This window comes from Marinoscillum sp., from assembly GCF_965229915.1.
Taxonomy (GTDB): Bacteria; Bacteroidota; Bacteroidia; order Cytophagales; family Cyclobacteriaceae; genus Marinoscillum.
Map to the genome: position 1 here is coordinate 3,927,029 of NZ_CBDDJZ010000001.1, position 14,374 is coordinate 3,941,402.

13 protein-coding genes and 1 pseudogene are annotated in these 14,374 nt (G+C 42.9%); 5 read left to right on the forward strand and 9 right to left on the reverse strand.

Annotated features, from left to right (window positions below):
• Positions 1-60 precede the first annotated feature (60 nt).
• From ACO067_RS16910 to ACO067_RS16920, 3 genes are read right to left on the reverse strand one after another with little or no spacing between them, the layout of a single operon-like run.
• Positions 61-687, reverse strand: a complete 627-nt coding sequence (locus tag ACO067_RS16910) for a LolA family protein (RefSeq protein WP_421876158.1) — start codon at positions 685-687, stop codon at positions 61-63.
• 45 nt (positions 688-732) lie between these two features.
• Complete coding sequence (locus ACO067_RS16915) at positions 733-3,315, reverse strand: DNA translocase FtsK 4TM domain-containing protein (RefSeq protein WP_421876160.1); 2,583 nt, start codon at positions 3,313-3,315, stop codon at positions 733-735.
• 42 nt (positions 3,316-3,357) lie between these two features.
• Complete coding sequence (locus tag ACO067_RS16920; protein ID WP_421876162.1) at positions 3,358-4,386, reverse strand: quinone-dependent dihydroorotate dehydrogenase; 1,029 nt, start codon at positions 4,384-4,386, stop codon at positions 3,358-3,360.
• A 215-nt stretch (positions 4,387-4,601) separates the two neighbouring features.
• Here ACO067_RS16920 and ACO067_RS16925 point away from each other — a divergent pair, with 215 nt between their 5' ends.
• Positions 4,602-4,775 carry a hypothetical protein gene (locus tag ACO067_RS16925; RefSeq protein ID WP_421876164.1) on the forward strand — a complete coding sequence of 58 codons (174 nt, stop codon included), beginning with the start codon at positions 4,602-4,604 and terminating at the stop codon, positions 4,773-4,775.
• On the opposite strand, the pseudogene ACO067_RS16930 reads toward ACO067_RS16925, so the two are convergent.
• From ACO067_RS16930 to xerD, 3 genes and pseudogenes are all read right to left on the reverse strand, one after another.
• Positions 4,772-5,056: pseudogene (locus tag ACO067_RS16930) on the reverse strand (DUF86 domain-containing protein); the annotation flags it as partial. The gene ACO067_RS16925 and the pseudogene ACO067_RS16930 sit on opposite strands and share 4 nt — an antisense overlap.
• A gap of 15 nt (positions 5,057-5,071) precedes the next feature.
• Entirely contained in the window at positions 5,072-5,371 is a 300-nt protein-coding gene (locus ACO067_RS16935; RefSeq protein WP_421876166.1) for a nucleotidyltransferase family protein, read from the reverse strand.
• 33 nt (positions 5,372-5,404) lie between these two features.
• Positions 5,405-6,304 (reverse strand): site-specific tyrosine recombinase XerD, encoded by a 900-nt coding sequence (gene xerD, locus ACO067_RS16940; protein ID WP_421876168.1) that lies wholly within the window; start codon positions 6,302-6,304, stop codon positions 5,405-5,407.
• A gap of 55 nt (positions 6,305-6,359) precedes the next feature.
• Between xerD and aroQ the strand changes: the two genes are divergently transcribed.
• Both aroQ and ACO067_RS16950 read left to right on the forward strand, forming a co-directional pair.
• Positions 6,360-6,779: a type II 3-dehydroquinate dehydratase gene (aroQ, locus tag ACO067_RS16945; protein ID WP_421876170.1), complete on the forward strand. Its 420-nt coding sequence runs from the start codon at positions 6,360-6,362 to the stop codon at positions 6,777-6,779.
• The gene (locus ACO067_RS16950; protein WP_421876172.1) at positions 6,776-7,825 is read left to right on the forward strand and encodes an aminotransferase class V-fold PLP-dependent enzyme; all 1,050 of its coding nucleotides are present in this window, start codon (positions 6,776-6,778) and stop codon (positions 7,823-7,825) included. The genes aroQ and ACO067_RS16950 overlap by 4 nt, the downstream gene beginning before the upstream one ends.
• Here the strand turns inward: ACO067_RS16950 and ACO067_RS16955 are convergent.
• Complete coding sequence (locus tag ACO067_RS16955) at positions 7,819-9,129, reverse strand: tetratricopeptide repeat protein (protein WP_421876173.1); 1,311 nt, start codon at positions 9,127-9,129, stop codon at positions 7,819-7,821. The genes ACO067_RS16950 and ACO067_RS16955 overlap by 7 nt on opposite strands.
• A 93-nt stretch (positions 9,130-9,222) precedes the next feature.
• Between ACO067_RS16955 and ACO067_RS16960 the strand changes: the two genes are divergently transcribed.
• On the forward strand, positions 9,223-9,792 hold the full coding sequence (locus ACO067_RS16960; protein WP_421876175.1) for a MarC family protein: 570 nt from the start codon (positions 9,223-9,225) through the stop codon (positions 9,790-9,792).
• Positions 9,793-10,263 (forward strand): ribonuclease HI, encoded by a 471-nt coding sequence (rnhA, locus tag ACO067_RS16965; protein ID WP_421876177.1) that lies wholly within the window; start codon positions 9,793-9,795, stop codon positions 10,261-10,263.
• On the opposite strand, the gene ACO067_RS16970 is transcribed toward rnhA, so the two are convergent.
• On the reverse strand, positions 10,247-10,975 hold the full coding sequence (locus tag ACO067_RS16970) for a LytR/AlgR family response regulator transcription factor (RefSeq protein WP_421876179.1): 729 nt from the start codon (positions 10,973-10,975) through the stop codon (positions 10,247-10,249). The two genes, rnhA and ACO067_RS16970, sit on opposite strands and share 17 nt — an antisense overlap.
• A 184-nt stretch (positions 10,976-11,159) precedes the next feature.
• On the reverse strand, positions 11,160-14,291 hold the full coding sequence (locus ACO067_RS16975; protein WP_421876182.1) for a histidine kinase dimerization/phosphoacceptor domain -containing protein: 3,132 nt from the start codon (positions 14,289-14,291) through the stop codon (positions 11,160-11,162).
• Between the last annotated feature and the right edge of the window lie 83 nt (positions 14,292-14,374).

A 14,374-nucleotide genomic window follows, 5' to 3' on the forward strand; every position in this document is an offset into this window, starting at 1 on the left:
GATGTGCAAATAAAAAACCCAGCCGTTTGGACTGGGTTTGATACTCTGGGTTTCTTTGTCTTACCTAAAATCAATCACTTCTACATTCGGATACTTTTTGGTATCGAAGGTGAAGTAGCTGTCTGCCAGGCTCACTTCTTTGAAGTTTTTGATGTCGTAAACGTATTTATTGCCGGATCGCTCAAATACAGTGAATTTTTTCAGATCATCATTCTTGTCTATCACGAGTCTGATTTTGTGGTAGCTTTTGTCCTTGGATTCAGGATCTAACTCAACAATGCGGTCACCGTTTGACTGAGTAGACATTAGCACGTATTTATAACCTTCTTTGTACAGATCATAAATATTTCCCAGGGTGATTTCCTGCTCCTCAGCATCAAATGTGCTCACCGTTACTTCTTGTAGCTCTTCACTGTAGCTGTATACATCCACGCCGTTGTTGTAGATCTCCTGGCCGGCTACTTTCAGCACGTACATATCTCCTTTTACCGAGATTTCTCCTTTGATTGACTCATCAATTCCAGCACTCTCATTAATCATCTGTTGGGTAAAATTGGCTTCAAAAGCATCAATTTTTTTGTACTTGGCACTCATTGCGTCCAATACTGCCAAGGCTTCCGGATCATACTGGGAGTATGAAGAAAAAGCGATTAAAATGGTTGCAGCTGCAAAAATTACTTTTTTCATGTCTCTTTAATTCTTTGGTTCTAAACTGGTCGAACCCCTGTTTTGTTAATACTTCTGATCTATCTCATTCAATAACTGTTCCAAAGCGTATTCATCAGGAATTAAAACTTCACGAGCCTTACTTCCTTCGAACGGTCCCACGATCCCTGCGGCCTCTAGTTGGTCAATCAATCTACCTGCTCTGTTGTAGCCCAGTTTCATTTTGCGCTGGATCAGTGAGGTGCTTCCTTGCTGGTGCATGACAATGAGTTTTGCCGCATCTTCAAACAAAGCATCACGTTCTGAAAGATCCACTGCGCCTACTTCTGATGATCCATCATTGTCTCCTACAAACTCTGGTAGGAGATAGGCGTCATCATAGCCATGCTGCTCACCCACAAACTCGCAAATTCTATCCACTTCAGGTGTATCCACAAAAGCACACTGCAAACGGATCAGGTCCGATCCCATGGAAAGCAGCATATCTCCCTGTCCGATGAGCTGCTCGGCTCCACCAGTATCCAAGATGGTTCTGGAGTCAATTTTAGAAGTTACTCTGAAGGACAACCTAGCAGGGAAGTTGGCCTTGATGATACCGGTGATCACGTTGACTGATGGACGCTGTGTCGCCACGATCAGGTGAATACCAATAGCTCTTGCTAGCTGCGCCAATCGCGCAATTGGCGTTTCAATTTCTTTGCCTGCGGTCATCATCAAATCCGCCAACTCATCAATCACCAACACAATGTAGGGGAGGTAACGATGCCCCTTTTTCGGGTTGAGTCTCCTGGCAATGAACTTCTTGTTGTACTCTTTCAGATTACGACAAGCCGCGTCTTTTAGTAGGTCGTAGCGATTGTCCATCTCTATACAAAGCGAGTTGAGTGTATTCACCACCTTGCTGGTATCCGTGATGATAGGCTCTTCACTATCGGGCAGTTTGGCCAGGAAGTGTCTTTCCAGGTGGTTAAAAAGTGTCAACTCCACTTTCTTTGGATCGACCATCACAAACTTTAGCTGTGATGGGTGTTTTTTGTAAATCAGCGACGTAATGATCAGGTTCAATCCTACTGACTTACCCTGACCAGTGGCTCCAGCCATGAGCAGGTGAGGCATTTTGGCCAGATCGGTTGCAAATACTTCATTGGAGATAGTCTTACCGAGCACGATTGGCAAGTCCATGTCGCTCTTCATGAATTTTTCCGTGGTAATGACCGACTTTACGTCCACCATTTCACGGTTTTTATTGGGCACTTCGATACCGATGGTTCCTCGGCCTGGAATCGGAGCAATGATACGAATGCCCAGAGCTGCCAGACTTAGTGCAATGTCATCTTCCAGGTTTTTGATTTTAGAGATTTTCACACCTGCTTCAGGTACAATCTCATAAAGGGTCACCGTAGGACCAATTGTGGCTTTGATGCTGGAAATCCCAATTTTAAAATTGATCAGGGTCTCAACAATCTTGTCTTTGTTTTGCTCCAGCTCGTCTTTTGAAACCTGAACATCCTTTTTAGGGTAGTCTATGAGTAGTTCGGGTGTAGGGTATTTGTATTTAGGAAGATCCAGGGTGGGATCGTAGTTTTCCATTTGCTCTACGCGAACTTCTTCATCTTCAGGGATGTCGACTTCAATGCTAAAAGGCTTCTCTGGATCTTCACGTTCCTCTGTGCCATCAGGCTTTTCAATGGCGAGTTCCAGGTCGTCAGCAGGTTGTGCTTTGCGTGGCTTTGGTTTGCTGTCCAGAGTCCATTCCTCTTCCTCTATTTGCTCTTCAGTTTCCTCATCCTCATCTCCCAGATCAAAAGCTGGAGGTGTGCTAGAAGTTTTTACTGGAGCAGGTTGCTCGTCCTCTTCCTCCGGTGCAATATCTTCTTTCTCTACTTCTTCTTTTACTTGCTTGAGGATAAAATCCAGCGAATTATCCCTCTCATCGGACGGTTCTTCTTCATCATCCCCATCCTCCTCTGATTCGGAGTCTGCTGTTTCTGGCTTTGCAAGAATACTGCGAACCTTTTCTTTGAGTCCCAAGACTACTTCATCTACCACTGGTATCTGTGTGATATCAAAGAAGTACATATTAAACACCAGAAAAAGAAAGATCAAAAACAAAAGCGATCCCCAGCCCATGAGGCTTTCCATGATAATGGCTAGTTCGAATCCAACGCCACCACTTAGAAATCCCCATTCGGTTACCTCATCTGAGGTGATAAGGAAATAACCCATCACAATACTCGTCCACAGCAGGTAGAAGAAAGTGAATCCAAAGGCACGTGAAACGGAGAATACTCTACGTTTCCACACGATGCGATGACCAGCAAGAAATAGGAACGGTGGAATCAGAAGGGCTGCAATCCCAAACCACCTGAAGATAAAGTAGTGGGCTGTGATGGCTCCAATCGTACCAAACCAGTTTTGGACTTCTTGACCTGAGGCCTTGATGTCTGTCTGAGTGATTGCTTCTACCACACTCTGGTCTGCCTTTCCTGTAAGTAAGTAGGAGATGAATGATACAATGAGGAAAAATGCTGACATAAGGAAGAACATTCCAATAGCCAGGTGAAATTTTCGGTCATTGAAAAAGTCTACCTTAAACTTAAAAGAGCGGGAAGATGATTGCTTTGTTTTCTTGTAGGTGTTTTGTGCCATGTTGATCTTAACGAACAAAAATAAGGGAGATATACTCCACCATCAAGCATTTTCTAATATTGCCTTTTTGATCTCTTTAATAAGTGCCGGCCCTCGGTAGACCAGGCCGCTATATACTTGTACGAGGTTTGCCCCGGCTTTTAATTTGGCCACTGCATCGTCACCAGAGAGGATGCCTCCCACGGCAATGATAGGTATTTTAGCATTTTTAGAGCGTAGGTACTTAACCACCTCTGTGGAGCGTTTTAGTACCGGAGCACCACTTAAACCACCCGCGCCAATCTGTTCCAGACTTTCTTTTGATTCTTTAAGGCCGGATCTCTCGATGGTGGTATTAGTGGCGATAAGACCATCCAAACCGATAGTAGTGGCAATGTCTATGATGTCATCTAGTTGCGAGTTGGTCAGATCTGGAGCGATTTTCAGCAAGATCGGTTTCGGCTGAGCCTGCTTTTTATTTGCTTCCTGCAACGTTACCAGAAGCTTTTGTAGTGGTTCTTTTTCCTGAAGTTCTCTTAACCCGGGAGTATTGGGAGAGCTCACATTCACCACAAAGTAATCCACCACTGGATACAAGGTCTCAAAGCATTTGAGGTAATCGGCGGTTGCTTCTTCATTTGGTGTGACTTTATTCTTACCAATATTGCCACCAATTATAATACCTTCAGGTCGAGACTGCAGGTTTTGTAGGGCAGCCTCCATTCCGGCATTGTTGAAGCCCATGCGGTTGATCAACCCTTTGTCCTCCTTTAACCTAAAAAGCCTTGGCTGGGGATTGCCGGGCTGTGCTAAGGGGGTGACCGTGCCGATTTCAATAAACCCGAAACCCATAGCGGCAAATTCATGAATGAACTCAGCGTTTTTATCAAAACCAGCGGCCAGACCTACTGGATTTGGAAACTTGATCCCAAATAACTCTTGCTCCAGTCCTTTGTGTTTCCAATCATAGATGCTTTTGAAGATGGACTTTACACCAGGAATTTTAAAGGCCATCTTGAGTGCACCAGTGGTAAAGTGGTGAGCCTTCTCAGCGGGCATGGTAAAAAGAAAGGATTTGGCTAATTGATACATTCAGACTTGGATCGGTTAAATGCGCGACAAAAATAGAGCAATTAATACTGAGGTCAAGCAGAATTGGTCGCTGATTTCTTACTGTTTGATTTTTAGTGGATTGTGGGTTAAGTACTGAAAATTCCCACTCATCGGGTGAATCTTCCTACTCTTCGTTTTTGCTGTATCCAACAGTCAGATCTTCCGTAATATTGGGAAACTAAACTATGGGTCCTATGACAGCTTTAGACACCATCAAACAGCAAGTGAACCAATTACCTACAGAGGAATTGTACTCACTCAAATCGTATCTGAATCATGCCATTATCCAGGAGAAAATCATGGAGCTGCAAAAGCAGCAAGGTATGCAGCAAATCAGAGCGGCGCTCAAAAAAGGGTACCAGTTTTAATCATCATTTAGGTTTATAGAGATTCTCAGGCTATAGCACTTCGGTGCTTTAGCTCGAGGATTAATCCCCAAAAATTCCTGAGCTTCTTTTTTGATTGAAGGCAAGTCTCTAGTGACGATAGTCCACAGAATTTCATTTGAAACGGAATCATAGCCATGTATGATTCGGTTTCTAAAATCAACTATCTTTCTGGTATTAGAAACCGGGATTTCAGGATCAATCTTTAAAATACGAGACTTTGCTTCCCCAATCATCTCCGGGTTGCGTTCTATGGCTTGTTTAGCAGTTCTGTTAGTTTATCCATAGATGGCCACCTTGGACTTGTCGATTTCACTTTGAATGAATTCATTTCTCGAAGCACGAACTTCCAATAAGTCTATTCTACGATCTAGAAACCGTTCCAATTCACTCAATAACCCGTAGTAAAGATCAGTGTATTCGTATGGATCAGAGATGTCAATTTCGACAAGGAAATCAATATCGTTTTCTGGACTAAAAAAATCTCCTAAAATGCTGCCAAAAGCGTACAAATGTTTGACTCGATAATCCTTACAAATCGCCTTAATCCCTTTTATTTCTGATTCACTGAGGTGCATAATGGGTAAAAATATGAATTAAAGCAGATCTTGTTAGCTGCGAGGATGAAATTCATTGATCACCTGCTTGAGGTAATCCCGATCCAAATGCGTGTAAATCTCCGTGGTGGTGATAGATTCATGGCCTAGCATTTCCTGAACCGCACGTAAGTCAGCACCACCTTCTATCAGGTGTGTAGCAAATGAATGCCGAAAGGTGTGTGGACTGATACTTTTGGCAATGCCCGCCTTGAGAGCCAGGTCTTTAATGATGGTGAACACGCTGACTCGAGAGATCCTTGATCCACGTAAATTTAGGAATAGGTGATCTTCACTGCCTTTTTTTACCTCCTGATGAACCCGAACATGGTCTTTGTATAGCTTAATATATTTCAAAGCCGTTTTCCCCACTGGTACCAGACGCTCCTTGTTACCTTTTCCGATAATCCTGAGAAACCCGACATCATCGTAAATATTACTGATTTTTAACTCGATCAGTTCTGATACACGCAGACCAGAGCTGTAGAGCGTCTCTAGCATGGCTCTATTACGAGTGCCTGCGTCGGTGGATAAGTCAATCTCACCGAGAATCGCTTCTATTTCATGAAATTCTAGTGTATCAGGAAGTTTTCTTCCGATTTTGGGTGCTTCTAATAATTCTGACGGGTCTTTGTCGATGAGCTCTTCATAGACCAGAAATTTGTAAAATGATTTGATTCCCGAAAGAATCCTTGCCTGGGAGTATGGAGACATTCCCAGTTCGTTAATGAATTCCACGAAATTGATCAAATCACTCTGGGAAACTTTCAGAGGGCTTAACGTTAGATTTTTGATTTCGAAAAACTCCCTTAATTTCGTAATGTCATGGAGATACGCATCTATGGAGTTGTCAGCAAGTGAACGCTCCAGTTTTAGGTAATTGCGGTACTGCTTGATGTAAATGTCCCAGCTCACGAGAGCGAATTTACTTGAATTGAAACTATCGGCGCAAGCCACTATCATAACTATCATGAAGCTACTGATCATCAACGGGCCCAATTTGAACCTACTCGGCACAAGAGAAACGGATATTTACGGTTCTCAAAAGTTTGAAGATTACTTCGATGACTTGAAATCGAAATTTGCGAATGTGGACTTAGACTACTTTCAGTCCAACCACGAAGGAGCGCTCATCGATAAGTTGCATGAGGTAGGGTTTAGCTATGACGGCATAATCGTTAATCTGGCTGGCTATACACATACCTCGATAGCGCTGGCAGATGCCATAGCCGCTATTACCACTCCAGTAGTAGAAGTGCACATCTCCAATATTCATGCGCGAGAGCCATTTAGAACTCATACTTATACAGGTTCGAAAGCCAAGGGTATTATCTCAGGGCTAGGCCTGAAAGGGTATGAACTTGCTATCAATTACTTCCTGGATAAATGAATCAGGCCAACTTCTACCCGGGACCATCCAGAGTCTATTCCAATATCACTGAATACATCCTTGAGGCTTATAAGGATGGCATCATGTCCATCAATCATCGCAGCACTGAATTCATGGAGCTCATGCGTAAGGTCAAAGCCGAACTACGAGCTAAATTGCTAATCCCAGACGACTATGAGATAGTGTTTACCTCATCGGCTACTGAGTGCTGGGAGATTATCGCTCAATCACTCACCGTCAAGGGCAGCCAGCATTTCTTTAATGGCTCTTTTGGAGAGAAATGGGCAAGCTATGCCGCAGAACTCACCAATACCACCAACGTCCATTTTGGCATCAATGAGAAATTGCCAACTGGAGATATCGCGGATGGGGTGGATGTGCTCTGTGTTACTCACAATGAAACCTCTAACGCTACGATGGTGTCCATGGACAGTCTGAAGATGCTTCGGGTGGAAAATGAAGGTAAGCTCATTGCCGTGGATGTTACTTCTTCATTTGGTGGAGTGAAACTAGACTACACATTGGCGGATGTGTGGTATGGAAGCGTGCAGAAGTGCCTGGGCATTCCTGCTGGTATGGGATTCATGATTTTGTCACCTTCCGCTGTGAATACAGCCATGAATATTGGTGAAAACAAACATTACAATAGTCTGGTGCGAATATTGGAGAATGCCGCAAAAGATCAAACGTCCTATACGCCAAACGTGCTGGATATTTACTTGCTATACCGGACTCAGCAGGCTTCTAAAGGTATTGTTTACGTAGAAGAGAAGCTTAAAAACAGGTTGACCGCCTACAATGAACTGTTTGAGCGAACTGAAGGAATTGAGCACTTAGTGGAAAATGAGAAAGTTCGTTCAGCTACGGTGCTTGCTTTGACTACTTCTTCTCCTGAGGAGGTGAAAAATGAGGCACTGGAGCGTAGTATTGTTTTAGGTAGTGGCTATGGTCCGTGGAAGAAATCGACGTTTAGAATAGCCAACTTCCCGGCTATTAAAACCCGGGAAGTTGAGAAATTAATGGCTTTTTTAAGTCGATATTACTGACGTCTCTGGATCGTTACCGATTCATTGATCCAGCAATCAACAGTTATCTTTTGACCTTCTTCATAGTTTTCATTGAAGATCTCCTCAATGGAAGGGAACTGACCTCTGGCTGCTTCCATCTGCTTGGTGTTGCCTGCTTTTTCATACATTTCATAAGCCGCTAGGTAGACTCCACGATCTTTTACTCGGCTTTCGCCACCTTTGCATTCATCAGCACTTAAGAAATATAGGTTGCCAATTAGGTTGTAAGCTTCACTGGATCCAGGCTTGATACTTAGTGCTTCATAAGCGAGTGAACGTGACTTTCTCTTGTCTCCCTGCTTGAATGCCACTGAAGCCATTCCCATTTTAGCATCAAACTTTTGGTCTATATCCTCGGTGAGTTTCGCAGCCTCAGCGTAGTATGTATTGGCTTTAGCATATTCCTCAGATCGGTAGAACTTATCACCGAGCGCCTTGGCTAGTGAAAACGAAGGTTCTGATTTGAAGAAGACTTCTCCTGCTTTGGTGAAATAAGCCTGATCTGAGCATTTGGCTTTTAGTGAATAGGAGAAAATTTTCTTTGCGGTGTTGATGTCATCTGGGTTAGCATTCAGTTTGGGTACCAGATTTTCTTCAATAAACTCACAACTGATGATATCGCCAAGCGAGTTGAGAAAGGCATCTATCTTATCCTGCTCTTTAGATAACTTGTCTTTATCGCCCCCGCTACTAGTTTTTTCATCAATGACTGCCGTGATACGCGTGTGAATATCCAGTACGTCTGTTGCTGGCATTTCGTCAGGCTTGCTCTTATAATAATAAGTGGCCATCGTCATGTACGGTGTAATATTAAAATCGGATATATCTGCCGCATTATAGCTGTATAGTTTATCGTACAGTTCTCTTAGCAATGCATACTTCGCAGGCACCTTATAGTACATCTTGAACGCCGAGTACGCCTTTCGGTCCATAACGGAGGCTTCATCGTCCCAATACTTGATACGCATGTCATATGTCCATAGCAAAGAATCTCTCAGTCTACTTGCTCGTTTTTCAGAGATATCCATTTCTAGCAGGTTATCAATGATTTTAGGGCCATCCTGATAGATGGATTCGTGCAGGTCAGGCGTGTTGGCGTATAGCCATTGGACTGATTGCCAGCATTCCTCCCATTTGTCAGTGGACATGAGCAGTTTGTAGTAGGCTTGTTTTTCTTTGGCCATGTCGTGTTTTTCGCCTTCTTCCGGCCAGTTCCACCCAGGCTGAGCAGAAGCCATCAGCGTCATGGTGAGTGCAAACAGTAGTCCAATTAGTCTAAGCATTCTTGATCGAGTTATTTTTTAGCAATTTGGTTAAAAAAGATTCTTCTTGGCAAGCATCCCAATTAGCTTTGCGTTAAAATTTTACAAGGACGAGTGTTCAATTTTAAAGAAATTCTTTCGGTTTCACTGATTCTTTTTTCAGTAATCGACATTCTAGGTAGTGTCCCGATAATCATTGACTTACGTAAAAAAGCCGGACATGTTCAATCTGAGAAGGCTACCCTCGCTTCAGGGCTATTAATGATCTTGTTTCTATTTCTGGGCGAAGGCATCCTTAAGCTCTTTGGAATTGACGTTGGATCCTTCGCTATAGCTGGTGGATTGATCATGTTTTTTATCGGTCTGGAGATGGTTTTGGGGATACATTTTTTTCACTCAGATGCGGAAGATCTGTCTTCTTCATCCATTGTGCCGTTGGCATTTCCACTCATCGCAGGAGCAGGAACACTTACAACAATTATTTCATTAAAAGCAATCTACGCCACACCGAATATTCTTATTGGGGTAATACTGAACTTGCTTTTTGTCTATCTGGTACTGAAAACCTCCAGCTGGCTGGAAAAGAAGATTGGATCTGCCGGTTTCAATGTATTGAGAAAAGTATTTGGTATTATCTTGCTGTCCATCGCTATCAAGATTTTTAAAACGTACCTATTTCAGTAAATGATCACGATCTATACAGACGGAGCAGCAAAGGGCAATCCAGGACCAGGCGGATATGGAGCTATTTTGGATTATAAGGGGAAAAGAAAGGAGCTCTCTGAAGGCTTCAGAAAAACAACCAATAATCGCATGGAGCTGCTGGCTGTGATCAAAGCACTGGAGGCTATCAAAAAGCCAGGATGGAATGTCCTGGTTTACTCTGATTCTAAATATGTGGTAGATGCCGTAGAAAAGCGTTGGCTAGATGGCTGGGTCAAAAAAGGATTCAAAGGCAAGAAGAATCCAGACTTGTGGAAACGCTATTTGGAGGCGAGTAAACCGCATAATGTCAAATTTCAATGGGTAAAAGGACATGCAGGACATCCAGAGAATGAGCGCTGTGATGAGTTGGCTGTGCAAGCGGCTGAAGGATTGGACCTGAAAGTGGATGAGGTATTTGAAAGCGGACCAGATACTAACCCATTGTTTTAAATCCTGCAGATAGCGCCTCACTATACTTTTTGGATATAGGCAGTTTTTCTTTTTCAATAAAAACCGCAACCGGACTAAACGACGTTATCTTCTCTTTGTTGACCAGAAAAGATCTATGGATTCTTATGAAATCTGAAGCAGGTAGCTGCTGCTCAAAATCTTTGAGCGTAGACCGAATGATGTGTCTGTTACCATCTACATGGATTTCCAGGTAATTATCGTCTGATTTAATGTAGAGAATTTCCTTTAGGCTGATTTTGACATATTGGTAGTTTTCTTTCACAAAAAAGTAGTCTCTAGCTACAAAGCTCTGGTCCACGGAGGATTGTGAGAGTTCACTATATCTTTTCATGGCCACCTCTATGGCTCCATAGAGACTTTCCTTTTCTATTGGTTTGATGAGGTAGCCATAAGGTGATGTTTCAATAGCTAAATCAACCGTTTTTCGATCGCCGTATGATGTCAGGAAAATAAAAGGAAACTGCTGTAAACCCTTTAGTTGGTTGGCCAGCCAGATCCCATCCTCATCTCCTTTTAGATTGATATCAAAAAGGGCCAGATCTGGTGTGGATTGCTTTATTTTTTCAAGCGCACTGGTAGCTCTAATGCAGATATTGGTTACCTCATAGCCAAGATCTTCCAGCATGTCAGAGATGGACTCGGCTATGATCATCTCGTCTTCAACGATGAGCACTTTGAGGGTTTCTGACATCTGTCTTTTTATTTATAAATCAATTTACGCCTTAAAAATATCCCTTTGCAATCGTAAAGAAGGCCAGAAGAACCAAGCTCTTCTGGCCAGTTTGAATTACGGTGAATTGGATTACTAAAACTATTTTCAATTGGTTTAGGAACAAAAAATAAGTGGCGAATGCACGAATAAACGGGATGAAAGACTATACACGAAGGCTCATTTGGAAATGCGTACCATTATCAGGCTCCAATAGGTAGTCTGCTTCTAGCTGAATACAAAGCATCTTTACCAGTCGCAAACCCAATGATCTGGTTTTGTTGATGTTAAAGTCCTGGGGTATTCCTTTACCATTGTCATAAAAGTCTAATATGATTTTATCATCGACGTTTCGCATAGAAACCTGGAGTGTTCCTGCCTGGTATGGTTCGAAGGCGTATTTAAATGAATTGGTAGTGAGCTCATTGATGATCAGCCCAATGGGAATGGCAGTTTCTACATCAATCAAGATATCAGTACAGTCGATCTTAATGTCAACCGCTTTGGCGGATGCTCCAAATGACGAACGTATTTCTTGCAGTAGCTCAGGCAGGTACTCATCAAAAACGATGCTTTTTAAGTCTTCATTTTCGTAGAGTTTTTGGTGAATCAGCGCCATGGAGCGCACCCTGCCCTGGCCTTCCTGAAGTACCTGCTTGAAGTCCTCATTCTCAAACTTACCTGATTGCAGATAAAGTAGGCTGGCTATAATTTGCAGGTTGTTTTTCACTCTATGGTGGATTTCTTTTAGCAGAGCTTCTCGTTCCTTGAGTGATTGTTCTATTTTGTTTCTCTGCTTATTGATTATTTCAGTATCTAGAATTGCCTTTTCTTTTTGTAGCCGCAGTTCTTTTGTACGTTCCTGTACGGTTATTTCCAGTTTTTTACGCGAGTACTTTAAGTATCGATCACGTCCAAACATCATCAATACGAACAAAGCACCATAAATGATGTAAGCTATCCGGGAAGCATAGAATGGGGGTTTCACTACAATCCCCAGAGCGGTTGGTTGACCCCACCGTCCATCGTAGTTTCCAGCACGAACATCCAGGGTATATTTACCAGGTCTAAGGTCTGTCAATGTCACACTCCAGTCGTCAGTTTTGATCCAGCCCTTGGTACTGAATTCATCAATTTTGTATTCAAACTTTACCTTCTCAGAGCTGATGATTTCTGAACTAAAAAAGTGGACAGTCACATAGTCATCCTCATCGCTCAGTTCTATTGTATTTTTATTGCTGAGCGATTGGGAGATTACCCGATTGTCGTGCTGGAGCTTCACCTCGGTGAAATGAACTTCAGGCTTGGTCATGTCCAGTTGGATGGATTTAGGATCCCAGCTGTTGAATCCATTAGGTCCTCCGGCGTAGAGCGTTCCGCTGGAACCCAGATGAATACTACCAGGATTGAATTGGTCTCCCTGTAAACCATCAATGCGGTGGAAGTTGGTGAAAGTCTCGGATACAGGATCAAAAGATGAGAGCCCTTTGCTGGTAGTACACCAGATAGTGCCATCAGGGGTTACTACCACACCCATCACTGTCAAATGACTAAGTCCATCTTCCATGGTGTAAACCTTTGCTTGCCCTTCTTTATTGACTCTCACCAGTCCTTTATTGGTGCCAACCCACACATTCTCACTTGACTGTGCAATAGAAAAACTACTTAGCGAATCAAGTACCGTGTTGGTCTTTTCAACTTGGTTGGTCTGTGGGTCAAATAACCTTACGCCAAGGTTGGTAGCGCACCAAAGTAGATTGCCTGCATCCAACATCAAATCCTCAACAATTGGCAACTCGGAAGAGCTCATATTTTCAATCAAGTGGAAAGACTGAATTTGCTCTGTCTCCTGGTCGTAAATACTCAGGCCATTCTCAGTACCAATATAAATGAGGGTCCCCAAGGGTATGATAGAGGTGCAATAAGTGGATTTTGGGAAATCCGGAGCATTTAGGGTTCGGATGTGCTTAAAGGTATTTGATTCAGGGTTATAGACACTCACGCCCTCACTGTAAGTGCCCAACCAGATCTGGTCGTACTCATCTCCGGCTATTGTCAGCACCGTATAGTCCAAAACCGAATGTTCAGGGTCATCCAGGTTGAAGGGGAAATTATAAAACTCTCCGGTTTGAAGATTCATTTTACTCAAACCGAGTGTGTTAGTGGCGACCCATAAGTGGGTATCATCTTCATAAAATCCGTAAGTATCGTTCACCCCGATGGTCTTCTGGTCATATGGATTGTGATTAAAAAGCTGGAAGCGGTCATAGAACGGATGATACTGGTTGACACCTCCACCATCTGTACTGACCCAAAGGTTGTCATTTCGGTCTCTCATAATACCCCATACATCAATGTCGCTAATCGAGTTGGGGTCTTTGGGGTCATAGTTATAGTGAATAAAATGATCGTTTACCGCGTCGTACTGATAAAAACCACCACCATTTACACCAATAAAAATTCCTTGATCATCCTCATGTATAGCTAGTATAGTATAGAAAAAATCAAGCCCATTGTCGCCTATGGTATATCGCTTCAATTGTTTAGTGGTTGGGTTGTATCGGTTGATGGAAGGCTCGCTATCATCTTTGAAACTGCCAAACCACAGCTCTCCATCCGAACTAAAAATCATCTGATAAGTATAGATACCAGCCTCCTTAAAAACCGGATGTTTGTTGTTGTCTGGGTTAGTGAATTGCTGCGAGTTTTTGTTGAGGATATTTAGGCCATTTGGTGTAGCTGCATATAGCACAGAATCAACTACCAGTATACTGCGAACGATGTTATTACTTAAGCTATATGGGTCGCTTTCATTGGTGACATAGGATACTATGGAATCTCCGGTAAGATGAAACAACCCTTCGTAAGTGGCGATCCAGATAGAACTATCAATATCAAGCTTAATGTCATTGATTTTCCTATCGGTGAAGGTCGGGTCAGGATGATGCGTGATGGTACCACTTTCATATTGATAAATGAAAATGCCCGTCTCGGTACCCATCCATAGTTCGGACTTGTTTACCTGGAGAATGGTGGAGATATCTTCGTTAATAAATTCTGTCAAATTGGGCCCCTGTTGATCCAGGATAGTGATTACATGCCCATCGTACCGGTTGAGTCCAGACCTGGTGCCTATCCAAATAAAATCATAGCAGTCCTGATAGGTTAGCCTGACAGATGCATTACTAAGCCCGTTTGCTACTGTTAGTTTCCTGAAGTGGTCCATCTGCTGTCCTGAAACTTGCCATGCAAGCAGCAGAATAAGGGTCGTATGAATGAGGCGTGTGATCAGATTCATAAAATCAGACTGAATATAATGGGATTTGGAATAGCAGCCGAACAGTAATTAAATAAGAGGCCAAAAGTGTGACCTTAACTGGT